Origin of the sequence: Paracoccus sp. NSM, from assembly GCF_052379855.1 — a bacterium.
Taxonomy (GTDB): domain Bacteria; phylum Pseudomonadota; class Alphaproteobacteria; order Rhodobacterales; family Rhodobacteraceae; genus Paracoccus.
This window is the reverse complement of the sequence record NZ_JBQTCG010000012.1, coordinates 53,535-75,991: the sequence shown is the minus strand read 5'-3', so window position 1 is coordinate 75,991 and position 22,457 is coordinate 53,535. Positions and strand designations below refer to the sequence as shown.

Here is a 22,457-nt window from a genome sequence, read left to right as displayed (position 1 = left end):
CCTGAAAGCGAAACCGCCGCGGGTCATCCCCGCGGCGGTTTTTCGTTGGCTGCGCTCAGTTCCCCGAAAGGCCCGGCGGCGGACCTCCGAAGCCCAGGCCCATGCCGCCGCCCATCCCGCCCGACGGTGCGGCCGGGGCCGGGGCGTCGGGTGCGGGGCCCTCCGGGGCAGGCGTGGGCGTCGGCGTCGGCGCGGGGCTTCCGCCCAGACCGCTGCCCAGACCGCCACCAAGGCCGCCGCCCAGACCACCACCCAGACCACCGCCCAAGCCGCCACCCAGTCCCCCACCCAGACCGCCGCCGCCCATCGGGATCTCGATGCGGATATTCGTCGTATCGACGACCGGACCGCGGTAATGCATCACCATCTGCGGGAAGGCGATCACTGCCGCGATCATCAGAACCTGCAAGCCCACAAAGGGCGCCGCACCGCGATAGATGTCCATCGTGCTGACCGCCGTGATCATCCGCCCCGTGACCTTGTCGCGGTAATCGCGGCGAGGCGCGACCGATCGCAGATAGAACAGCGCAAAGCCCACCGGAGGCGTCAGGAACGAGGTCTGCATCGTCACCGCCAGGATCACCCCGAACCAGACCAGATCGATGCCAAGCGCATTCGCGGCCGGGATCAAGAGCGGCACGATCACGAAGGCCAGCTCGAAAAAGTCGAGGAAGAAGGCCAGGAAGAAGATGATCGCGCAGACCACGACCAGAAAGCCGATCTCGCCTCCGGGCAGGGCCGTCATCAGGTCGCGCACCCAGATATGCCCGTTGATCGAGTAATAGGTCAGCGAAAAGACCGTGGCCCCGATCAGGATGAACATGACAAAGGACGACAGCTTGACCGTCGCCAGCAACGCCTGATTGACGACGCCAAGCGATAACCGCCCCTTGAGGCCCGCCAGAACCAGCGCGCCGACCGCGCCCATGGCGCCGCCCTCGGTGGGCGTGGCGATGCCCAGGAAGATCGTGCCCAGCACCAGGAAAACCAGCGCCAGCGGCGGGATCATCACGATGATGACCTGCCGCGTCATGGGCGACAGCATGTTCACCCCGCTCACGCGGTCCAGCATCGCCAGAAACAGCAGCACGACCACCGTCAGCGCGGCGGCCCAGATGCCGCCATCACCGCCAAGCGCGCTGTCCAGCCAGCCCGCCGACAGCCAGTAGAACCCGATGGCAAAGACCAGTGCCCCGATCAGCGACCAGCCGCCCGAGCCAAGCGGGCGCGCCTCGGGCGGCAGGGCCGGCATGGCCGAGGGGCGCAGGAAGGACATGACCAGAACGTAAAGCAGGTAGATCCCCGTCAGGACCAGCGCCGGGACCATCGCGGCCTTGTACATGTCGCCCACCGACCGGCCCAACTGGTCGGCCAGAACGATCAGCACCAGCGAGGGCGGGATGATCTGCGCCAGCGTCCCCGAGGCCGTGATGACCCCCGACGCCACGCGCCGGTCATAGCCGTAGCGCAACATGATCGGCAGCGAGATCAGGCCCATCGAGATGACCGAGGCCGCCACCACGCCCGTCGTCGCCGCCAGCAGCGCGCCGACCAGCACCACCGCATAGGCCAGACCGCCCCGGATCGTGCCGAAAAGCTGGCCGATCGTGTCCAGCAGATCCTCGGCCATGCGCGAGCGTTCCAGAACGATGCCCATGAAGGTGAAGAACGGGATCGCCAGCAGCGTGTCGTTTCGCATCACGCCAAAGACCCGGTCGGACAGGGCCTGTAGCAGGTTCCAGCCCAGATTGACCTGATCGGAAAGCGGCGTCAGGAACACGCCGAAGAAGAAGAACAGCAGGCCATTGGCGGCCAGTGCAAATGCGATCGGATAGCCGAACAGCAGGAAGGCGACCATCGAGAAGAACATGATGGGCGCCAGATTGTGGGCGATGAAGTCGATCACTTGCGGCTCTCCGGGTCTTGGTCGATGCGGTCGTCCTGCATCCCTGCGGTCAGCAATTCAGCCTCGCGATGGGCGCTGTCCTGCACCGAGACGGGATCGGGAATCAGGCCGCGCATCACGGCAATCTTCTTGAACAGCTCGGAAAGACCCTGAAAATACAGAAGGATGAAGCCCGCCAGCAGCGCGGCTTTCGCGGGCCAGATGATCAGCCCGCCGGCGTTCATCGAGACCTCACCCGCATTCCACGACCGCATCAGCGAGGGCTGGACCAGCCAGATCATGATCCCCGTGAAGGGCAGCAGGAACAAAAGCGTGCCCAGCAGGTCGATCCAGTGCTGCACCCGGCGCGACCAGCGGCCATAGATGATGTCGATGCGGATATGCTCGTTCTCAAGCAGCGTCCATGCGGCGGCCAGCATGAAGGCGGTGCCGAACAGATACCATTGCAGCTCCAGCCAGGCGTTCGACGACATGCTGAAGACCTTGCGGACCACGGCATTCACCGCGCTGACAAGGATGGCGGCAAGGATCAGCCAGGCGACCGATTTGCCAATCACGGTTGTGACGCGATCGATCGCGCGGGATACGGCCAGCAGCCCGTACATCTGTATCCTCCCTCTGGCGCGGGCCGGTATGGCCGACCGGTTGATCCGGCTTATGCGCCCGCCTTCGGGGTAAGCCAGCAGCGGCCACCGGTCAAGTTCCTCGCAAGCGCTTCGGGGCGCTTAGCCAGCCAGCGCCAGCGCGACGAGGGCGGCCGTCTCGGCCAGGATCACGCCAGCGCCCAGAACATCGCCGGTCTGCCCGCCCAGGATGCGCCGCGCCCGCCGCGCGACCAGTGCGGCCGCGACCAGCGCCGCCGCCAGCGCCGCAAGCGCCGGGACAGGCGGCAGCAGCACCAGCGCCAGCAGCGCCGCAAGCGCCAGTGCGATGGTCACGCCCCGCGCCGGGGGGCGGCCCGCATCATGGCCCAGACCATCTGTGCGTGCGGGCGGCAAGGCGCGCATCAGCCCGACCGCAGCCGCGCGCCCGACGACGACCGAAGCGATCAGCGCCATCGGCCCCAAGGCCGCCAGCGCCGCCAGGCGCAGCCCGTAGACCGCCACCAGCGCCGAGGCTCCGTAAGCGCCGATCGTCGAATCCCGCATGATCCTCAGACTGTCCTCGCGGGTGCGCCCGCCACCGGCATCGGCGAAATCGGCCAGGGCGTCCTCGTGCAGCGCGCCGGTCAGCCAGACCAGCAGCGCCAGCGCCAGCGCGGCCGGCAGAAGGCCGGGGCCAAAGGCCCAAAGCGGCAGCGCGGCAATGGCGCCGATGATCGCGCCTGCCAGCGGAAAGGCCCAGACCGCCCGGCCAAGCGGCAGCACCTGCGGCGGCAGAAAGCGCCCAAGCGGCAGGCGGCTGAGAAAGACCAGCGCCAGGACCAGGTCCTGCGCCCTAGCCCGCAATTCCCGCCTCGGCGAATGTGGCCATGCCGTTGTGGCATTCCAGCGCCGCGCGCAGCACCATCAGCGCGACCGCCGCGCCCGAGCCCTCGCCCAGGCGCATGTCCAGCGACAAGACGGGCTGCATGGCAAGCGCGGCGATCAGGCGGCGATGGCCCGGCTCGGCACTTTCATGGCCGATGAGGCAATGATCCAGCGCCCCCTTGTCGTCGCGCGTCAGGACCGAGGCCGCCGCCGTGCAGATGAACCCGTCGAGGATCACCGGAACCCCCGCCTCTCGCGCCCGCAGGATCGCGCCGCAGATCGCCGCCTGTTCGCGCCCGCCAAAAGCGGCGAGGGTCTCGGCGGAGGTTGCGGGGGCGTGGCGCGCCAGCCCCTCGGCCACGGTCAGCGTCTTGCGGGACAGCACGTCGCCCGCGGCACCCGTGCCGGGACCGACCCAATCCTCGGCCCGACCGCCGAAGACCGCGCCCGCCAGAGCCGCCGAGACGGCGGAATTGCCGATCCCCATCTCGCCCAGGATCAGGATGTCTGCATCCGGATCGACGGCATCGGCGCCCGCCTGCATGGCCCGGGCGACCTCGGACGGGTCCATCGCGGGGCCTTGGGTGAAATCGGCGGTCGGGCGGTCCAGATCCAGCGCATGGACCGACAGATCGGCCCTCGCCGCGCGGCAAAGCTGGTTGATCGCCGCCCCGCCCGCGTTGAAATTCGCCACCATCGCCTGCGTCACCGCCACCGGAAACGGGGATATGCCGCGCGCCGCGATGCCGTGATTGCCCGCAAAGACCAGCGCCTGCGCCCGGTCGATGCGCGGACGCGCACGGCCCTGCCAGCCCGCCATGAAGACGGCCAGATCCTCCAACCGGCCAAGCGATCCGGGGGGCTTGGTCAGTTCGGCCTGCCGCGCGCGGGCGGCATCGGCCGAGGCTTCGTCAAACTGGCGCATCTGGATCATCCCTTCCCGGTTTCAGTCTAAGGCCCTGCCCGGCTGCGGCCAGCCAGACCTCATGGGCGGCGGCGGCGACGGCCTGATTCATCAGCCCGTGATCGTCACGGAATCGCCGCGTCAGCGGGTCCATCGGCACGAGGCCCTGGCCCAGCTCGTTCGTGACCAGCACAACAGGACAGGATTGCTGACGTAACGTCACGGCCAATGCGCCGAAATCCGCCTGACCCTGATGGTTCGCCAGCCACAGCGTCAGGCAATCGACAAGCCGCGCGCCCAGCCCGTCGCTGTCGGTCAGCGCGCGGCACAGGTCCAGCGGTTCCTCGATCGTGGTCCAGCCTTGGCCACGACGGCGTTGATGTCGCGCGATTCTTTCGGCCATCTCGCCATCGCGCGGCTCGGCGGTGGCGATGTAGATCAGCGGCTGGCGGTGCCGCGCCAGCAGGCGTTCGGCCAGATCCGACTTGCCCGAGCGCGCGCCCCCTGTGACCAGCGTGATATGTCCGTTCGTTTCCATGGGCGGCATCTGTTCCACAGCTTGCCCGGCCTGTGAAGCGGGAATGCGTCTTGCCGAAGCGGCGGACTTGCATAATGTGCACCCTATTCCGGTGCAAAAGACGCCGACACACAACTTGGAGGAGTTGGAGATGAAACGCTTCGTCCTGACAACCGCGCTGGCCGCCACCCTGGCCATGCCCGCCTTTGCCGTTCAGCCCGCCGAGGGCGAGACCCTGGCCGAGAACCAGACCTATACCTATTGGCTGCTGGACGCGATCAAGTCGCTGGACCCGGCCAAGAACACCGATGTCGAGGGCTCGGACGCGCTGCGCTCGCTGTTCGAGGGGCTGATGACCGAAGACGCGCAGGGCAACATGGTCCCCGGCATGGCCGAGGATCACGAGGTCAGCGAGGATGGGCTGACCTATACCTTCACGCTGCGCGAGGCGAACTGGTCCGATGGCACCCCCGTCACGGCCGAAGATTTCGTCTTTGCCTGGCAGCGCGTGGTGACGCCTGCCACCGCATCCGAATATGCCTGGTACATGGAGCTGATGAACGTCGCCAACGCGACCCAGATCATCGCGGGCGAGATGGAGCCGGCCGAACTGGGCGTGCGTGCGCTGGACAACCGCACCCTTGAGGTGACGCTGACCACGCCCACCCCCTATTTCCTGAACACGCTGTCCCATGCCACGACCTATCCCGTGCCGCGCGCCGTGGTCGAGGAACATGGCGACAACTGGACCCGTCCCGGCACTCTGGTCGGCAACGGCGCCTTCACGCTGGCCAGCCACAATCTGGGCGTCGAGATCGTCTTTCAGAAGAACCCCGAATACTGGGACGCCGAGAACGTCGTGATGGAGACCGTGCGCGGCGTCACTGTGAACGACAACAACGTCGCCCTGACCCGCTATCAGGCGGGAGAGCTGGACCGGGTGCAGATCCCCGCAGGCCAGTTCCCGCGCCTGTCCGAGCAGTTCCCCGATCAGGCGGTCTCGGTGCCTTACGGCTGTTCCTATGCCTATGTGTTCAACCTGTCCGACAAGGGCCCCGAGGCGCTGAAGGACCAGCGCGTCCGCGAGGCCATGGCCCTGTCGCTGAATCGCGACGTGATGGTTGACCAGATCCTGCAGGGCGGCCAGCGCGCGGCCTACACATGGACGCATTGGGCGATCAACGGCTTCGCCGAACCCGAGGGCGGCATGGCCGAGATGCCCTATGAGGCCCGCGTCGAGCGTGCCCGCGAGTTGCTGGAGGAAGCCGGCTACGGTCCGCAGAACCCGGTCCGCCTGACGCTGCAATACAACACCGACGAGAACCACCGCCTGCTGGCCATCGCGGCCCAGCAATTCTGGCGCCCGCTCGGCATCGAGATCACGCTGAACAATGTCGAATGGGCCGTCCATACCGACCGCCTGCAGAACCAGGATTTCGAGATCGCGCGCTATGCCTGGTGCGCCGACTACAACGAGGCTTCGACCTTCCTCGACTGGTTCCGCACCGACGGCTACAACAGCGGCAAGTGGACGAATACCGAGTTCGACGAGATCCTGGCCGAGGCCCGCACCGCCGAGGACACGACGCCGCTTTATCGCCGCGCCGAAGAGATCCTGGCCGCCGAGGTTCCCGCCACCTGGGTCTACCACTACGCCAAGGTGGACATGATCAACCCGGCGATCCGCGGCCTGCCGCGCGAGAACCTGCTGAACACCTGGTATGCCAAGGACCTGTATCGCGTCGCCGAATAAGGCCGCTTTCGTGTCATGATCAGCCGGGGCGGGTCTTTCGCCCCGGCTTTTCGGTATTCCGGTTCACCCCGCAAGAAAGATCCTCGCCATGTTCGGATTCGTGCTTCGACGGCTGGCGGTGGCGATCCCCACGCTGCTTTTGCTGATCGTCTTTTCCTTCGTCCTGATGAGCCTTGCGCCGGGCGGCCCCTTCACGGGCGAACGCGCGCTGCCGCCTGCCGTCCTTGCCAATCTCGAGGCGCAATACGGCCTGAATGACCCGCTCTGGCGGCAGATCTGGAACTATGTCTGGAACATCGTCGTCCATTTCGACTTCGGCCCCAGCTTCGTCTATCCCGACCGCAGCGTGAACGAGCTGATCGCGGCGGGCTTTCCGGTGACGCTGACCTATGGCGCGCTGTCCTTCGTGGCGGCGGTGGTGCTGGGGGTCTCGCTTGGGGTCGTGGCGGCGATCTGGCACAATTCCTGGCTGGATTACCTGGCGGTCGGCATTTCGATCGGCGCGCAGGTCCTGCCGAATTTCGTCATGGCGCCGCTTCTGGTGCTGGTCTTCACGCTGTGGTATCGCCTGCTGCCCGGCGGCGGGTGGAGCTTCAACGACCCCTCGTTCTGGATCATGCCGGTCATCGCGCTGTCGACCAGCTACATGGCGTCCATCGCGCGGATCACTCGGTCCTCCATGCTCGAGGTGCTGGGCTCGAACCACATCCGCACGGCCCGCGCCAAGGGGATGCCCGAACATCGCGTGATCCTGCGCCATGCGCTCAAGCCCGCCATGCTGCCCGTGATCAGCTATCTGGGGCCGGTCTTCGTGTCGATGATCACCGGATCGGTCGTGATCGACATCTATTTCTCGACCGGCGGGATCGGCAAGGCGTTCGTCGATAGCGCGCTGAACCGGGACTATGCCGTGATGATGGGCGTGACGATCCTGATCGGGGCGCTGACCATCCTGTTCAACCTTCTCGTCGATGTGCTTTACGCATGGATCGACCCCAAGATCAGGTATTGATCCCATGGTCATCGATCAACAGAAGATGCAATCCCTCTCGGCCAGCATGGTCGAGGCCGAGGTGAAGGGCCGCAGCCCCTGGGCCGATGCGCGGCGGCGGTTCTTCCGCAACCGCGCCGCGATGCTGGGCCTGACGATCCTGATCCTTGTCACGCTGTTCGCGCTGTTCGGCGGCGCCTTCGCCCAATGGTCCGGCGAAGAGCTGGATTTCAGCGTCATGGGCCGCGTGGCCGAACTGGGCGCGCCGTCGCTGGCCAATGGCCATTACTTCGGCACCGACAATCTGGGCCGCGACCTTTACGCCCGCACCGTGCAGGGCACGCAGATCAGCCTTATGGTCGGCATCGTGGGCGCGGCCATCGCGGTGATCGTCGGCACGCTTTACGGCGCGACGGCGGGCTATGTCGGCGGGCGCACTGACCAGATCATGATGCGCGCGGTCGATATCCTGATGTCCATTCCCTACATGTTCGTGCTGATCCTGCTTCTGGTGATGTTCGGCCGGTCCATGTCGATGCTGTTTCTGGGCATCGGCCTGATCTCATGGCTGGACATGAGCCGGATCGTGCGCGGCCAGACGCTGAGCCTGAAGAGCCGCGAATTCGTCGAGGCCGCCCGCGCCACCGGCGTGTCGTCCTTTCGCATCATCATCCGCCATATCGTCCCGAACCTGCTGGGCGTCGTCGCGGTCTATGCGACGCTGCTGGTGCCGCTGATGATCCTGACCGAAAGCTTCATCAGCTTCCTCGGCCTTGGCGTGCAGGAGCCCCTGACCTCGTGGGGGGCGCTGATCTCGGAAGGGGCAGGAACGATGAATTACGGCACGCTGTGGCAGCTGGCCTTTCCGCTGTTCTTCTTCGTCATCACCCTGTTCGGCTTCTTCTTCGTGGGCGACGGCCTGCGGGACGCCCTTGACCCGAAGGAGCGCTGACATGGCCCTGCTGGACATCACCGGCCTGTCGGTCGGCTTTCAGACCCATGACGGCATCGTGCGCGCGGTGCAGGATGTGAACCTGTCGCTGGAACAGGGCGAGACGCTTGGCATCGTGGGCGAATCGGGCAGCGGCAAGTCGCAGCTGTCCTTTGCGATCATGGGGCTTCTGGCGCGCAATGGCCGCGCCTCGGGCAGCGTGCGCTTTGACGGGCAGGACATCCTGAACGCGCAGCCCAAGGTCATCAACCGCATCCGGGCCGAACAGATCGCGATGATCTTTCAGGACCCGATGACCTCGCTCAACCCCTATATGCGGGTCTCGGACCAGATGGCCGAGGTGCTGATGCTGCACAAGGGCATGTCGAAACGCGACGCCGTGGCCGAGGCCGTGCGGATGCTGGACGCCGTCCGCATCCCCGACGCCAAGGGGCGCGTGCGCCTTTACCCGCATGAATTCTCGGGCGGGATGCGGCAGCGGGTGATGATCGCGATGGCGCTTCTGTGCCGTCCGCGCCTGCTGATCGCGGACGAACCCACCACCGCGCTGGACGTGACCGTGCAGGCGCAGATCATGCAGCTTCTGGCCGATCTGCGCCGCGATTTCGGCATGGCGATGATCCTGATCACCCATGATCTGGGCGTCGTGGCCGGCTCATGCGAGCGTGTCGCGGTCATGTATGGCGGGCGCATCCGCGAAACGGGACCGGTGCGGCCGATCTTTGCCGATCCGGCCCATCCCTATACGCAGGGGCTGCTGGACGCGATCCCGCGCGTCGATCAGCTGGATGAAGAACTGCGCGCCATTCCGGGCCAACCCCCGAACATGAGCCGCCCGCCCTCGGGCTGCGCCTTCGAGCCGCGCTGCCCCTATCGCCGCGCGGATTGCGCCGCGATCGACCCGCCGCTGGAAGGTTTCGCGCCAGGCCGCGCGCGCGCCTGCCTTGCCGGGCTGGATGAGCTGCGCGAACGCCGGATGCGGGCCGAGCCCCGTCCCGATCTGGTCGCGCCGGGCGATGACCTGACTGAGCCCGCCCTGCCTAAAGGCACGGTCGCGGGTGCGGGCGCGGCCGGTTCCACCCCCTCGCCCCAGGAGGAGAAAGCACCATGAGCGATCTTCTGAACGTGCGCGACCTGCGCGTCACCTTCAGCCTGCGCCGCGAAGGCGCAATGCCCTGGGCCAAACCCGCCGCCCTGCGCGCCGTCAACGGCGTCGATTTCACCCTGCGCGCGGGCGAGACGCTTGGCGTCGTGGGCGAATCGGGCTGCGGCAAATCCACGCTGGCCCGCGCGCTGATCGGGCTGGTCCCGGCCACCGGACAGGCAGAGTGGATCGACGGGCGCGACCTGCTGGCGCTGACCCCGCGCCAGATGATGGCCTACAGGCAGGACATCCAGATGGTCTTTCAGGACCCGCTGGCCAGCCTGAACCCGCGCATGAACGTGGGCCAGATCATTGCCGAACCGCTGGTCACGCACCGCCCCGGCCTGCCCCGCGCCGAAATTCGCGACCGTGTGCGCGCGATGATGGAAAAGGTCGGCCTGCTGCCCAACCAGATCAACCGCTATCCCCACGAGTTCAGCGGCGGCCAGTGCCAGCGCATCGGCATCGCCCGCGCCCTGATCGTGGAACCAAAGCTGGTCATCTGCGACGAGCCGGTCAGCGCGCTGGATGTGTCCATTCAGGCGCAGGTCATCAACCTGCTGATCCGGCTGCAAAAGGAACTGGGCCTGTCGCTGATCTTCATTGCGCATGACCTCTCGGTCGTGAAACATGTCAGCGACCGCGTGATGGTGCTCTATCTGGGCAAGGTGATGGAACTGGCCTCTGCAAGCGACCTTTATGGCAGCCCGCAGCACCCCTATACGCAGGCGCTGCTGTCGGCGGTGCCGGTGCCCGACCCGACGGTCGAGGCCGCGCGCACCATCGTGCCACTGCGGGGCGATCTGCCATCGCCGATGAACCCGCCCTCGGGCTGCGTCTTCCGCACCCGCTGCCCGCGCGCCGAGGCGCGCTGCGCGGCCGAGGTGCCCGCACTTCTGGGCGGCGATCACGCGGTGGCGTGCCATTTCCCCGGCCCCCTGACCGAGGCCGAGATCGCCCGCGCCCGCGAGGTCGCCTGAGATGAAGTCGCCCGACGGACCGGATTTCTCGGCCCGTTGGGCGGCGCTGCGCAACATCCCGCCCTTTCTGCGGATGGTCTGGCAGGCCAGCCCCGCCCTGACGCTGGCCATGATCGTCCTGCGACTGGCGCGCGCGATGGTGCCGGTGGCGATGCTGTGGCTGGCCAAGCTGATCATCGATCAGGTCGTGGCCCTGTCGCAGACGGGCGGGCCGGACACGCTGGCGGGCTGGTGGGACAGCGGGCTGGCCGACACGCTGCTGGTTCTGGTCGCCATGGAACTGGCGCTGGCGGTGGCGCAGGACCTTTTGGGCCGCGCGGTGAACTACACCGATGCGCTGTTGCAGGAAAAGCTGGTCATCGACATCTCGATCCGGCTGATGGACCATGCGGCGGGGCTTGACCTTGCCTCGTTCGAGGATGCCAGTTTCCAGGACCGGCTGGACCGCGCCCGCCGCCAGACGATGGGGCGCATCCCGCTGCTGAACCAGGTCATGCAGCAGATGCAGGATGTGCTGACGGTCGCCAGTTTCGCGGTGGGGCTGATCCTCTACAACCCGTGGCTGGTCGCGCTGCTGGCCTTGGCGCTGATCCCCTCGCTTCTGGGCGAGATGCATTTCAACGCCCGCACCTATGCGCTGAACCATGCCCGCGCGGCCGACCGGCGCGAGCGCGATTACCTGCGCATGATCGCCGCCACCGCCGAGACCGCGAAAGAGGTCAAGATCTTCGGCCTCAGCCCCTGGCTGCGCGACCGCTATCTGGCGCTGGCCCGACGCTTCTATGTCGAGAACCGCGCGATCCAGCGCCGCCAGCTTTCCGTTATGGCGCTGCTGACCGCGCTTGGCACGCTGGCCTATTACGCGGCCTTTCTGTGGATCATCGCGCGCACGCTGACCGGCACCTTGTCCATCGGCGATCTGACCTTCCTGTCTGGCAGCTTCCTGCGCCTGCGCGGCCTGATGGAGGGGCTACTGTCGGGCTTTTCCCGCATGGCGGGCGAGGCGATGTATCTGGACGACCTCTTTGATTTCTTCACCGCCAAGCCCCGCATCGCCTCGCCCGCCGAACCCCTGCCGGTGCCGCAGCCCATCCGTCAGGGCTTTCGCTTCGAGGGGGTGGGTTTCCGCTATCCGGGCCGCGAGGCATGGGCGATCCGGGGCATGGATCTGGACCTGCGGGCGGGCGAGACGGTCGCGCTGGTGGGCGAGAACGGCGCGGGCAAGACCACCATCGTCAAGCTGCTGGCGCGGCTTTACGACCCCGACGAGGGGCGGATAACGCTGGATGGACGCGATCTGCGCGACTATGATCTGGACCAGCTGCGCGCGACGGTTGGCGTGATCTTTCAGGATTTCGTCCGCTATGCGGTGACCGCTGCGGAAAACATCGCCATCGGCCGGATCGAGGAACGCGACAACCGCCCCCGCATCGTCACCGCAGCCGAACGCGCGCTGGCAGATCAGGTCATCGCTAAGCTGCCGCAGGGCTATGACCAGATGGTCGGCAAGCGTTTCGCGCGTGGCCTCGATCTGTCGGGGGGCGAATGGCAGAAGCTGGCCATCGCCCGCGCCTATATGCGCGACGCGCAGCTACTGGTCCTGGACGAGCCGACCGCCGCGCTGGATGCCCGCGCCGAATACGAGATCTTCCAGCGCTTCCGCGACCTGACGCAGGGGCGCACGGCGCTGCTGATCTCGCACCGATTCTCCAGCGTGCGGATGGCCGACCGGATCATCGTTCTGGAAAACGGGCAGGTTCAGGATCAGGGCAACCATGCAGAGCTGCTGTCGCGCCCCGGCCGCTACCGCGAGTTGTTCGAATTGCAGGCCGAGGGCTATCGCTAGATCAGGCTGCCCAGCACGATCACGGCGATCAGCGCCACGACCGGGATGGCGACCGCCACCACGAAGATGTCGCCATAGCTCTTGCGATGGGTCATGCCGGTGATCGCCAGCAGCGTGATGACCGCGCCGTTATGGGGCAGCGCATCGAACCCGCCCGAGGCCAGCGCGGTCACGCGGTGCATCAGCTCCATGCTGATCCCCTGCGCCTGGCCCATGGCGGCGAATTCCGCGCCAAGCGTGTTCAGCGCGATGGACATGCCCCCCGAGGCGCTGCCGGTGATCCCAGACAGGACCATCACAGCCACCGCCAGCGAGGCCAGCGGATTGTCGGGGAAAAAGCCCAGCACCCCGTCGCGCACCATCAGGAAAGCCGGAAGCGAGGCGATAACCGCGCCATAGCCCACGACCGAGGCCGTGTTCAGGATCGGCTGCAACGATCCCATCGTGCCTTCGTTCACGCTGTGGCGTAGATCCGCAAAGCGGCGCCAGTTCAGCGCGATGGCCAGACAGATCGACAGGACCAGCGAGACGATGATCGCCCAGAGCCCCGCCACCGCCGACAGCGTCGTCTGCCCATATTCCGGCAACGCCAGATAATCGGTCGCAAGCCGCGGAAAGACCAGCCAGGTCAGCACCCCGTTCAGCACGATCACGGCCGCGACCGGCAGGACGGCCCGCGCAAAGGGCGGCAGGTCCGCATCCTCGGGCAGGGTCGCATCGGCGGCGGTGGCAGGGTGGCTGCCATAGCCCTCGCCCCGCGCGGCGGCATGGGCGGCGCGCCGGTTCAGCCACAGCGTGCCGCCCGCCAGCATGATCAGCCCCGCCAGCGTCCCCAGCACCGGCGCGGCAAAGACATTGGTGCCGAAGAAGGGCATCGGGATGGCATTCTGGATCGCGGGCGTGCCGGGAAAGGCGCTCATGGTGAAGGTGAACGCACCAAGCGCGATGGTCGCGGGCAGCAGGCGCTTGGGGATGTCCGCGCGCCGGAACAGGGCGCTGGCGATCGGATAGACCGCGAAGGCCACCACGAACAGCGACACGCCGCCATAGGTGATCACCCCGCAGGACAGCACCACCGCCAGAATGGCCCGCCCTGCCCCCAGCCGCGCGATGATCCATTCCGCGATGGACCGCGCCGCGCCACTGTCGGCCATGACCTTGCCGAAGATCGCCCCCAGCAGGAACAGCGGGAAATACAGGATGACGTAATCGCCAAGCGCGGTCATGAAGACCTGCGTATAGCTGGCCAGCAGCGGCACTCCCCCCGCCATCGCCACCGCCAGCAGCGCCAGCAGCGGTGACAGGACCAGCACGTTGATCTCGCGGTAGGCCAGCACGATCAGCAGAACAAGCGAAAGCACGATCCCGAAGAGACCCATCCGCATATCCCCCTTGCCCACGGTCAAAACGCCCCGGAGGGCGCGTCGATCGTTTCACCCCGGGCGGTGGGATGCAAGATGCTGCGATGCAGAAAGTGCCAGGGCGGTGGTAGGGGTAGAGGGACTCGAACCCCCATGCCTTGCGGCGGAGCATTTTGAATGCCCTGCGTCTACCATTCCGCCATACCCCCGGACCTGCCGGCGCCCTGGCCTGAGCGTGGCGTAAATCGCCGCGCGAAGATTTGCAAGCCCGAGTGATGGGGCCGGGGCTGCGCCCTCAGGCGCGGCCCAGCTTTTCCAGCCGGGCGGCGCGCAGACGCGCGAAATCGTCGCCCGCGTGATAGGACGACCGCGTCAGCGGCGTGGCCGAGACCATCAGGAAGCCCTTGCCATAAGCGGACTTTTCGTAGCCCGCGAATTCCTCGGGGGTGACGAAGCGGTCCACGCGGTGATGCTTGGGCGTGGGCTGAAGATACTGGCCGATGGTGATGAAGTCGATATCGGCGGCACGCATGTCATCCATGACCTGCAGCACGCCCTGCCGATCCTCGCCCAGGCCCACCATGATGCCCGACTTGGTGAACATCGTCGGGTCCAGTTCCTTGACGCGTTGCAGCAGCCGCAGCGAATGGAAATAGCGCGCGCCGGGCCGGACGGTCGGATAGAGGCCGGGCACGGTTTCCAGATTGTGGTTGAAGACATCTGGCCGCGCCTCGACCACGGTTTCCAGCGCGCCGGGCGCGGATTTCAGGAAATCGGGGACCAGAACCTCGATCGTGGCATCGGGCGAGCGGTGGCGGATCGCGCGGATCGTCTGGGCGAAGTGCTCTGCCCCGCCATCGTCCAGATCGTCGCGGTCGACGCTGGTGATGACGACATGGTTCAGCCCAAGTTTCTGGACGGCATGGGCGACGCGACCCGGCTCGAACACATCCAGCGCGTTGGGCTTGCCCGTGGCGACGTTGCAGAAGGTGCAGCCCCGGGTGCAGATCTCGCCCATGATCATCATGGTGGCGTGACCCTGGCTCCAGCATTCGCCGACATTGGGGCAGCCTGCTTCCTCGCAGACGGTGGAAAGGCGGTTCTCGCGCAAGAGGTCGCGGGTCTGCTTGTAGCCCTCGGAGGTGGGCGCCTTGACGCGGATCCAGGCGGGCTTCTTCGGCTGCGCCTGATCGGGGCGATGCGCCTTTTCCGGGTGGCGCTGATCCGGGATCCTGAGGTCGCGCAAGGCGGTCATCCTTTCCGTCGCGGTTCCCTCACATCTAGGCCCTCTGCGCCCGTTTGGCAATTGCGGAACCCGCGCCCATGCACCGGGCGCATGGCTGCCCTCAGCAGCCGGGCGGCTCGGCCAGCAAACCTTCGGCCGCGGCGGACAAAAGGCCCGCCAGTTCGTCGAACCACCCTCCGGCCGGGGTCGAGGCGCGACGCATCAGCACCACCTGCCGCGCGGGTTGCGGATCGGGAAAGCGGATCGCGGTCAGGCCGGGGGCAGCGGCCATTTCCTGCGCGCGCGCGATCTCGGGCAGGAAGGTCAGGCCCATCCCCTGCGCCGCCAGACGGCACAAGGTCGCCAGCGAGGCCGCGCCAAGGTCCAGACGGCTGGACCGTCGGCCAAGGCCGCAGACCTCCAGCGCCTGATCGCCAAGGCAATGCCCCTCGTCCAGCAGCAGCAGCTGGCCGGGGTCAAGATCGCGCGGCTCGATGCTGCGGGCGTCCAGATCGGCGATGCGGGCGGGGCTGCCCGCCAGCAGGAAGCGGTCGGTGAACAGATCCACCGCCTCGATCCCGGCACCTTGCGGGGGCGTCGCCACGACGATCGCATCCAGCCGCCCCGCCGCCAGTTCGTCCAGCAGGCGTTCGGTCTGCGCCTCGCGCAGATGCAGGTCGCGCCCGATGTTCTGGGCACGCAGCAGGGGCAGGGCCACGGGCAGCAGATAGGGCGCGACGGTGGGGATCATGCCCAGCATCAGCCGACCGCCCTGCCCCGGCTGGCGCATCGCCTGTTCCAGCCCCGCCATGTCCGCCATGACCCGCCGCGCATGCGCCTCCAGCGCGCGGCCCTGCGGTGTCAGCACCACGCCGCCGGGCATCCGTTCGACCAGCGCCATGCCGATGCAGTCCTCAAGCTGGCGGATCTGCATCGACAGGGCAGGCTGGGTGACGTTGATCGCCTCGGCGGCGCGGGTAAAGCTGGCATGTTCAGCCAAGGCGAGAAAGTAGCGCAGCTGGCGCAAGGTGATGTTCATAAACGGACCTGATCGACCAAAGGGGCGCGCGCCATGCCAGCTTATCGCGCGGGGTGGGCAGGCTCAACCGATCAGCGGCGCCCCCTTGCCATAGGTCTCGGCGTAATGGCGTTCCAGCCGCATCAGCGCGAGGCGCAGCACGATCTTGCCCGACCGCGCCGACCAGCCCAGACGACGCTCGGTCATCTCGATCCCCTCAAGGAAACAGCAGACGCGCAGCACGATGTCGCCCATGCCCGGCCCCAGATCACGCAGCGCCAGCGCCACCCGGTCGCGCGCGCTGTCCGAGCCGCCGCGATGCGCGCCACCACCCTGCCGCGAGACGTCGATGCCCGCCGTCATGAAGCCGTCCCAGTTCTGCGTGACGCGCGGCCCCATCTGCGCCAGTTCGAAATCTTCGCGCAGACGTTCACCGGCCGCCACCATGCCCGGCGTCAGAAAGGCCTGCCCGTTACCATCGCGCCGCCGCGCGAGCAGCAGAAGGGGGGATTCGGCGATGTTGACGCGGACGCGCCTGCGGCTGTCATCCTCGGGGTCGCGGATGGTTCGATCCTCCCAGACGCGGTGGCTTTCGGCGTGATCGAACGGGGCCGCGGCCTCGGCCATCGCGCTTTCCCCCGGCAGGCGTTCCACGGGGCTGGCGTCGCAGAAAGAGCCTGGTCCCGGCACGGCGTCGCGCTGGCGGGGCGAGCGCAGCATCCGGCGCAGCGCGTCGCGCCCGGCCGGGGCCAGCACGTATCGCGACAATCGACCGCCCTGCCCCGATTGCACGACCCAGCCGCGCAGGGCCATCTCTTCGGCCAAAGCGCGGTCCAGGACGGCGGTGCGGATGTCGTCGCGGCTGACGATGGCCTTCTCCATCCCCGCCGCCGAGACCATGACCGCGCCTGCCTCGGACAGGCGGCGCAGGATGCGAAGCGCCTGCCTTTCATCAAACGAGGGCGCATCCGGCGCCTTGGCCAGCGCGCCATCGACCAGCGGATCGTCGCGCCGGGCCTCGAACCGGCGGATGCGGCGCAGGATGGTCGAGGCATGGCAGCCCGCCTCGCGGGCCAGGGCGCGGATCGCCTCGCCATTCTCGACATGGCGCAGGTAAAGCTGTGCATCCAGCGCCAGATCGTCGCCCGGCGCGGATGGGCAGGCCGGGGCCGCCTGCTTTGCCTCACGGTGCTCCGCCGCGCTGGCGCCAAGTGCGAAATCACCGGTCAATATCGTCATGTCACTTCCCTTGTCATCCTTGAGCGGTCCGGCAGTAACCACCCTGGGTTGCATTTTTCCGTTTTGGTTAACGGAGCGTTTCTGCACGTAGAAGCAACATTCCCTAACAAACCCTAAAGAAACCTTGCGGGGGCGCGCGCTGCGATCAAGGTTTTGGCAACACTCGTTCAGGTTGTGTGAAGCTGATCCCGTCGCATCAACGAGGATCACGCCATGACCGCATCCCTCAGCCGCCCGGACAATGTCATCCCCTTTCCGGCCCGCAGCCCCGAGACCTCGCTGCGCCGCCCGCGCCTGCTGATCCGCGCCGCCCGCGAAGGGCAACGCCATTGGCGGCGCGACCGTGATCTGGCGCGGCTTCTGCGGCTGGATAATTGCCCCCGGCCGGGCGCCTGCCTGCCGCGGCTGCGCGCCGAAGAGGCCGTGCTGAACAACATGCGCCTGAACGCCGCGGCGGATTACCCGCTGCAACGCCACGTGCTGTTGATGATCGCCATCCTCGCCGAGATGAAGGCCGCGATCGAGGCCGCGCCCGCACCCTTGCTGGCCGCGCGGCCCTGAGCCCTTGGCCCTGAACCCTCAGCGGCGCCGGGTCAGCGAACCCAGGATGCCGCGCACCAGCGCCTGCCCGCCCTTGGTCCCAAGCTGGCGGGCAAGGCTTTTGCCGAAGGTCTCGACGATGCTGTCGCTGCGCGACGAGGCCTTGCGCGACGATGCCGGTTTCGCGGACCCCGGCTGATAACGCCGCGCCTGTCGGAACTCGGACCCGGTATCCTCTGCCCCATCGCGCGCGGCTTCGGCCGCGGCCGCTGCCGCCTCGGCGGTGCGGCGGGCCAGAATCTCGTGCGCGGAATCGCGGTCGATGCCGCGATCATAGCGCGGTCCCATCCCCGATTGCGCCATCAGCGCGGCGCGCTCCTGGGCCGAGATCGGCCCGAGACGGCTCAGCGGCGGGCGGATCAGCGTGCGCTGCGCGATGCCGGGCTGGCCCTTGGCCTGAAGGAACGAGGTGACGGCCTCGCCGGTGCCGACCTGCTGGATCGCCTCGGCGATGTCGAATTCTGGGTTCGGGCGGTAGTTCTGCGCCGCGTCGCGCAGGGCCTTCTGGTCGCGCGCGGTAAAGGCGCGCAGGGCGTGCTGGACGCGATTGCCAAGCTGCGACAGGACCGGGTCGGGAATGTCGGTCGGGCTTTGGCTGATGAACCAGACGCTGACGCCCTTGGACCGGATCAGCCGGGCGACACGCTCGACCTTGTCGATCAGCGCCTTGGGCGCGTCGCTGAACAGCAGATGCGCCTCGTCGAAGAAGAAGGCCATGCGAGGCTTGTCCGGATCGCCGATCTCGGGCAGCTGCTCGAAAAGCTCGGACAGAAGCCACAGCAGGAAGGTCGCATAAAGACGCGGCGCGTTCATCAGCCGCTCGGCCGAGAGGATGTTCACGACCCCCCGTCCCGACGCATCGCAGCGCATCAGGTCCGACAACGCCAACGCCGGTTCCCCGAACAGCCGGTCGCCGCCCTCGCCCTCCAGCACCAGAAGCGCGCGCTGGATCGCGCCCACGCTGGCGGCGCTGACATTGCCGTAACGCAGCGACAGGTCCGAGGCGTTCTGCCCCACCCAGAGCAGCATCGCCTGCAGATCCTTCAGATCCAGCAGCGGCAGCCCTTCTTCGTCGGCCACGCGAAAGGCGATGTTCAGCACCCCTTCCTGCACCGAAGTCAGGCCCAGAAGCCGGGACAGAAGCAGCGGCCCCATCTCGGCCGGGGTGGTCCGGACCGGATGGCCGCTTTCGCCCCAGACATCCCAGAAGACGACCGGCATCGGCTGGTAATCCAGCGCCATGCCGATCTGTTCGGCCCGCGCGGCAAAGGCGCCGTGCAGCTTGCCCGCCGGATCACCGGGATGCGACATGCCGCCCAGATCGCCCTTCACATCGGCCAGAAAGACCGGCACGCCCGCCAGGGACAGGCTTTCCGCCAAGGTCTGCAAGGTCACCGTCTTGCCAGTGCCCGTCGCGCCCGCGATCAGCCCGTGGCGGTTCGCCTGCCGCAGCAGCAGCGCCTCGGGGGTTCCGCGATCGTGGCCGCAGCCGCCCACAAAAATGCTGCCTGCCTCAAGATCCAGCACTGACCGCATCACCACACCATTCAACAGCAAATTTCCGCAAGCCTGCACGCAACGCGCGACAAGGCAAGACAAGATTAACTTTTTCATGTCATGGTTGAGTCGTTCGGGGTCGCGTGCCGTGCCTCGAACCTTCCTCCCTGTTGGACTGCCGCGCCTTCGGGCGCGGCCTTTTTCCATCGCGGGGCCGAGACCTGTCACGACCACCCGTCACGACCGCCGGACGGCTCTATCGGATGTTGACGTGAAGGCGTGGCACGATTAGCGTTGCGACCAATGATGACCGGCCAGTCCGGCAGGGAGCCTGTGCAGGAAAACTGCGCAAGGGGCCGCAGCGACAAAAGGCTGCGGCCTTTTTCTATTTTCGCAGTGTAATCGGTGGGTGACAGCCGCGTGACGGGCCTGTGAAGGCCCGAAATCGCGTTGATTTGCACATGCAAAAGGCGGCGCGAATGGCGCCGCCGCCGCACTCGATTCGGGGTCCGCGAATCGGAGAATCAGGCGTTGAAGAGGAAGTGCAGGACGTCGCCGTCCTTGACCTCGTAGCTTTTGCCCTCGACGCGCAGCTTGCCGGCCTCGCGGGCGCCGGCCTCGCCATTGCCGGCGACGTAATCCTCATAGGCGATGGTCTCGGCCCGGATGAAGCCGCGTTCGAAATCGCCGTGGATCACGCCCGCCGCCTGCGGGGCCAGCGTGCCGCGGGTGATGGTCCAGGCGCGAGCCTCCTTGGGGCCGACGGTGAAATAGGTCTGAAGCCCCAGCAGGCCGTAGCCCGCGCGGATCAGACGGTCCAGACCCGCCTCGTCCAAGCCCATCTCGGCCAGGAACATCTGCGCCTCTTCGGTGTCGAGCTGGCTGATCTCTTCCTCGATCCGGGCGGAAATGACGACATGGCCCGCACCCTGCGCCTCGGCCATCTCGCGGACCTTTTCGGACATGGCATTGCCTTCTGCGGCGTCGCTTTCGGCGACGTTGCAGACGTAGAGCACCGGCTTCGAGGTCAGCAATTGCAGCATGTTCCAAGCCTTGCGGTCATCCTCGGCCACCTCGACGGTGCGGGCGGGGCGGCCATCCTCCAGCGCGGCCAGCGCGCGTTTCAGCAAGACCTCCTGCTGGGCGGCATCCTTGTCGCCGCCCTTCAGTTTGCGCGCGAGGTTCGCCAGACGGCGCTCGATCGATTCCATGTCGGCGATCATCAGCTCGGTCTCGATCACCTCGGCATCGGCCAGCGCGTCCACGCGACCCTCGACATGGGTGATGTCGCCATCCTCGAAGCAGCGCAGCACATGGGCGATGGCGTCAACCTCGCGGATATTGGCCAGGAACTGGTTGCCCAGCCCCTCGCCCTTGCTGGCGCCCTTCACCAGGCCCGCGATATCGACAAAGGTGATGCGCGTCGGGATGATCTGCTTGCTGGCGGCGATGGCGGCCAGCTTGTCCAGACGCGGATCGGGGACGGCGACCTCGCCCACATTGGGCTCGATGGTGCAAAAGGGGAAGTTCGCGGCCTGCGCGGCGGCGGTGCGCGTCAGCGCGTTGAACAAAGTGGACTTGCCCACATTCGGCAGCCCGACGATCCCCATGCGAAAGCCCATCTGCGCGCCCCTTTTCCAAAGCCTGAAATCCGCGGGTCTGTTACGCGGCCCGCGCAGGCAAGTCCAGCCTGCGCGCATTGCGCTGCGCGGCCAAGGCGGCTAGTGCTGGCGCAAAGGCCAGACGGGGGCGGTGATGACCAGAATCGACACGCGTTTCGAGACGTTGAAAGCGCAGGGGAAAAAAGCGTTCGTCGCCTACATGATGGCGACCGACCCCGATCAGGACACGGCGCTCGAGATCATGCGCGGCCTGCCCGGCGCGGGTGTGGATATCATCGAACTGGGTATGCCCTTCACCGATCCGATGGCCGACGGTCCCACGATCCAGGCGGCGGGTCAGCGGGCGCTGGCGGCGGGCGGCAGCGTCTCGCGCACGCTGGACATGGTGCGCGCCTTCCGCAAGGACGACGACACGACGCCCATCGTGCTGATGGGCTATTACAACCCGATCTATGCCCGCCCCGGCGGGGTCGAGGGCTTTCTGGCCGAGGCGGTCGAGGCCGGGATCGACGGCCTCATCGTCGTGGACCTGCCCCCCGAAGAGGATGACGAACTGTGCCTGCCCGCATCGCGCGCGGGGCTGAACTTCATCCGGCTGGCGACGCCCACGACCGATGACCGCCGCCTGCCTGCCGTCGTCCGCAACACATCGGGCTTCGTCTATTACGTCAGCGTCACGGGCATCACCGGCGGACCGGCCGCCAATGCCGCCGAGGTCGCCCCCGAGGTCGCCCGCATCCGCGCCGCCGCCGGGCTGCCCGTGGTCGTGGGCTTCGGCATCTCGACGCCGGATGCGGCGCAGGCCATCGCCTCGGTGGCCGATGGCTGCGTCGTGGGCAGCGCCATCGTCAAGCAGATCGGCGAGGGGCGGCCCGTGCCCGAAATCCTCGGCTTCGTCGCGGCCCTGGCCGAAGGCGCCCATCGCGGATGATGCTGCGCGCCGCCCGCCCCGATGACGCAGGCGCGGTCGGGGCGATCTGGAACCCGATCATCCGCGACACCGCGATCACCTTCTGGCCGACCGAACGCAGCGAGGCCGAGATCGCCGCGATCATCGCCGACCGCGCCAGCACCGGTCACGCCTTTCTTCTGGCCGAGGATGCCGGGCGGGTCATCGGTTTCGCCACCTATGGCCAGTTCCGGGGCGGCGCGGGCTATGCGCGCAGCATGGAGCACACGATCCATCTGGCCCCCGAGGCGCGCGGCAAGGGCCTCGGCCGCACCCTGCTGACTGCGGTCGAGGATCACGCCCGCGCGGCGGGCCACCGCCTGATGATCGGGGGCATCACCGGCTCGAATGCGGGCTCGCTGGCCTTTCACGCGGCGGCGGGCTACCGCGAATGGGGCCGCATCCCGGCGGCGGGCTGGAAATTCGGGCAGTTCCATGACCTTGTGCTGATGGGCAAGGACCTGTTCCCGGCGACTTGACGCAG

20 protein-coding genes and 1 tRNA gene are annotated in these 22,457 nt (G+C 67.3%); 9 read left to right on the top strand and 12 right to left on the bottom strand.

The genetic code is table 11. The features are described 5' to 3' along the window. Window positions 1-55: 55 nt before the first annotated feature. The 5 genes from ACTZWU_RS14495 to cobU form a co-directional block, all read right to left on the bottom strand. Entirely contained in the window at window positions 56-1,906 is a 1,851-nt protein-coding gene (locus tag ACTZWU_RS14495) for a TRAP transporter large permease (RefSeq protein ID WP_444738071.1), read from the bottom strand. Beyond that, complete coding sequence (locus ACTZWU_RS14490; RefSeq protein ID WP_444738070.1) at window positions 1,903-2,511, bottom strand: TRAP transporter small permease subunit; 609 nt, start codon at window positions 2,509-2,511, stop codon at window positions 1,903-1,905. Before ACTZWU_RS14490 ends, ACTZWU_RS14495 begins: the two co-directional genes overlap by 4 nt. A gap of 120 nt (window positions 2,512-2,631) precedes the next feature. Further along, window positions 2,632-3,354 carry an adenosylcobinamide-GDP ribazoletransferase gene (cobS, locus tag ACTZWU_RS14485; RefSeq protein WP_444738069.1) on the bottom strand — a complete coding sequence of 241 codons (723 nt, stop codon included), beginning with the start codon at window positions 3,352-3,354 and terminating at the stop codon, window positions 2,632-2,634. Next, window positions 3,344-4,300: a nicotinate-nucleotide--dimethylbenzimidazole phosphoribosyltransferase gene (gene cobT, locus ACTZWU_RS14480; protein ID WP_444738068.1), complete on the bottom strand. Its 957-nt coding sequence runs from the start codon at window positions 4,298-4,300 to the stop codon at window positions 3,344-3,346. Before cobT ends, cobS begins: the two co-directional genes overlap by 11 nt. Continuing rightward, window positions 4,287-4,817, bottom strand: a complete 531-nt coding sequence (gene cobU / locus ACTZWU_RS14475; protein WP_444738067.1) for a bifunctional adenosylcobinamide kinase/adenosylcobinamide-phosphate guanylyltransferase — start codon at window positions 4,815-4,817, stop codon at window positions 4,287-4,289. The genes cobT and cobU overlap by 14 nt, the downstream gene beginning before the upstream one ends. 130 nt (window positions 4,818-4,947) lie before the next feature. On the opposite strand from cobU, the gene ACTZWU_RS14470 reads away from it, so the two are divergent. The 6 genes from ACTZWU_RS14470 (at window position 4,948) to ACTZWU_RS14445 (ending at window position 12,462) form a co-directional block, all read left to right on the top strand. Further along, window positions 4,948-6,549, top strand: coding sequence for a peptide ABC transporter substrate-binding protein (locus ACTZWU_RS14470; protein WP_444738066.1), 1,602 nt, complete (start codon window positions 4,948-4,950; stop codon window positions 6,547-6,549). Window positions 6,550-6,637: 88 nt separating this feature from the next. Next, entirely contained in the window at window positions 6,638-7,561 is a 924-nt protein-coding gene (gene oppB, locus ACTZWU_RS14465; RefSeq protein WP_444738065.1) for an oligopeptide ABC transporter permease OppB, read from the top strand. A 4-nt stretch (window positions 7,562-7,565) separates the two neighbouring features. After that, on the top strand, window positions 7,566-8,492 hold the full coding sequence (locus tag ACTZWU_RS14460) for an ABC transporter permease subunit (RefSeq protein WP_444738064.1): 927 nt from the start codon (window positions 7,566-7,568) through the stop codon (window positions 8,490-8,492). Between the two features lies 1 nt (window position 8,493). Beyond that, the gene (locus tag ACTZWU_RS14455) at window positions 8,494-9,603 is read left to right on the top strand and encodes an oligopeptide/dipeptide ABC transporter ATP-binding protein (RefSeq protein WP_444738063.1); all 1,110 of its coding nucleotides are present in this window, start codon (window positions 8,494-8,496) and stop codon (window positions 9,601-9,603) included. Further along, a complete protein-coding gene (locus ACTZWU_RS14450) occupies window positions 9,600-10,616 on the top strand; it encodes an oligopeptide/dipeptide ABC transporter ATP-binding protein (RefSeq protein WP_444738062.1) in 1,017 nt (338 codons plus the stop codon). The genes ACTZWU_RS14455 and ACTZWU_RS14450 overlap by 4 nt, the downstream gene beginning before the upstream one ends. Window position 10,617: 1 nt before the next feature. Beyond that, the gene (locus tag ACTZWU_RS14445; RefSeq protein ID WP_444738061.1) at window positions 10,618-12,462 is read left to right on the top strand and encodes an ABC transporter ATP-binding protein; all 1,845 of its coding nucleotides are present in this window, start codon (window positions 10,618-10,620) and stop codon (window positions 12,460-12,462) included. Here ACTZWU_RS14445 and ACTZWU_RS14440 read toward each other — a convergent pair. The 5 genes from ACTZWU_RS14440 to ACTZWU_RS14420 form a co-directional block, all read right to left on the bottom strand. After that, window positions 12,459-13,847, bottom strand: coding sequence for a GntP family permease (locus ACTZWU_RS14440; RefSeq protein WP_444738060.1), 1,389 nt, complete (start codon window positions 13,845-13,847; stop codon window positions 12,459-12,461). The two genes, ACTZWU_RS14445 and ACTZWU_RS14440, sit on opposite strands and share 4 nt — an antisense overlap. Window positions 13,848-13,948: 101 nt before the next feature. Next, window positions 13,949-14,032 (bottom strand) — tRNA-Leu (locus tag ACTZWU_RS14435). An 86-nt stretch (window positions 14,033-14,118) separates the two neighbouring features. Beyond that, on the bottom strand, window positions 14,119-15,078 hold the full coding sequence (gene lipA, locus ACTZWU_RS14430) for a lipoyl synthase (protein ID WP_444738059.1): 960 nt from the start codon (window positions 15,076-15,078) through the stop codon (window positions 14,119-14,121). A gap of 91 nt (window positions 15,079-15,169) precedes the next feature. Beyond that, window positions 15,170-16,087: a hydrogen peroxide-inducible genes activator gene (locus ACTZWU_RS14425; RefSeq protein ID WP_444738058.1), complete on the bottom strand. Its 918-nt coding sequence runs from the start codon at window positions 16,085-16,087 to the stop codon at window positions 15,170-15,172. A gap of 63 nt (window positions 16,088-16,150) precedes the next feature. Continuing rightward, on the bottom strand, window positions 16,151-17,305 hold the full coding sequence (locus ACTZWU_RS14420; protein ID WP_444738057.1) for a DUF6456 domain-containing protein: 1,155 nt from the start codon (window positions 17,303-17,305) through the stop codon (window positions 16,151-16,153). A gap of 213 nt (window positions 17,306-17,518) precedes the next feature. Between ACTZWU_RS14420 and ACTZWU_RS14415 the strand changes: the two genes are divergently transcribed. Continuing rightward, window positions 17,519-17,866, top strand: coding sequence for a DUF6477 family protein (locus ACTZWU_RS14415; RefSeq protein ID WP_444738056.1), 348 nt, complete (start codon window positions 17,519-17,521; stop codon window positions 17,864-17,866). Between the two features lie 18 nt (window positions 17,867-17,884). Here the strand turns inward: ACTZWU_RS14415 and ACTZWU_RS14410 are convergent, their stop codons facing one another. Next, on the bottom strand, window positions 17,885-19,441 hold the full coding sequence (locus ACTZWU_RS14410; protein WP_444738055.1) for a helicase HerA-like domain-containing protein: 1,557 nt from the start codon (window positions 19,439-19,441) through the stop codon (window positions 17,885-17,887). A gap of 485 nt (window positions 19,442-19,926) precedes the next feature. Beyond that, entirely contained in the window at window positions 19,927-21,024 is a 1,098-nt protein-coding gene (gene ychF, locus ACTZWU_RS14405) for a redox-regulated ATPase YchF (protein WP_444738054.1), read from the bottom strand. A 133-nt stretch (window positions 21,025-21,157) separates the two neighbouring features. Here ychF and trpA point away from each other — a divergent pair, with 133 nt between their 5' ends. Both trpA and ACTZWU_RS14395 read left to right on the top strand, forming a co-directional pair. After that, complete coding sequence (trpA, locus tag ACTZWU_RS14400) at window positions 21,158-21,955, top strand: tryptophan synthase subunit alpha (RefSeq protein ID WP_444738053.1); 798 nt, start codon at window positions 21,158-21,160, stop codon at window positions 21,953-21,955. Then, window positions 21,952-22,452, top strand: a complete 501-nt coding sequence (locus ACTZWU_RS14395; protein ID WP_444738052.1) for a GNAT family N-acetyltransferase — start codon at window positions 21,952-21,954, stop codon at window positions 22,450-22,452. The genes trpA and ACTZWU_RS14395 overlap by 4 nt, the downstream gene beginning before the upstream one ends. Window positions 22,453-22,457: the final 5 nt, after the last annotated feature.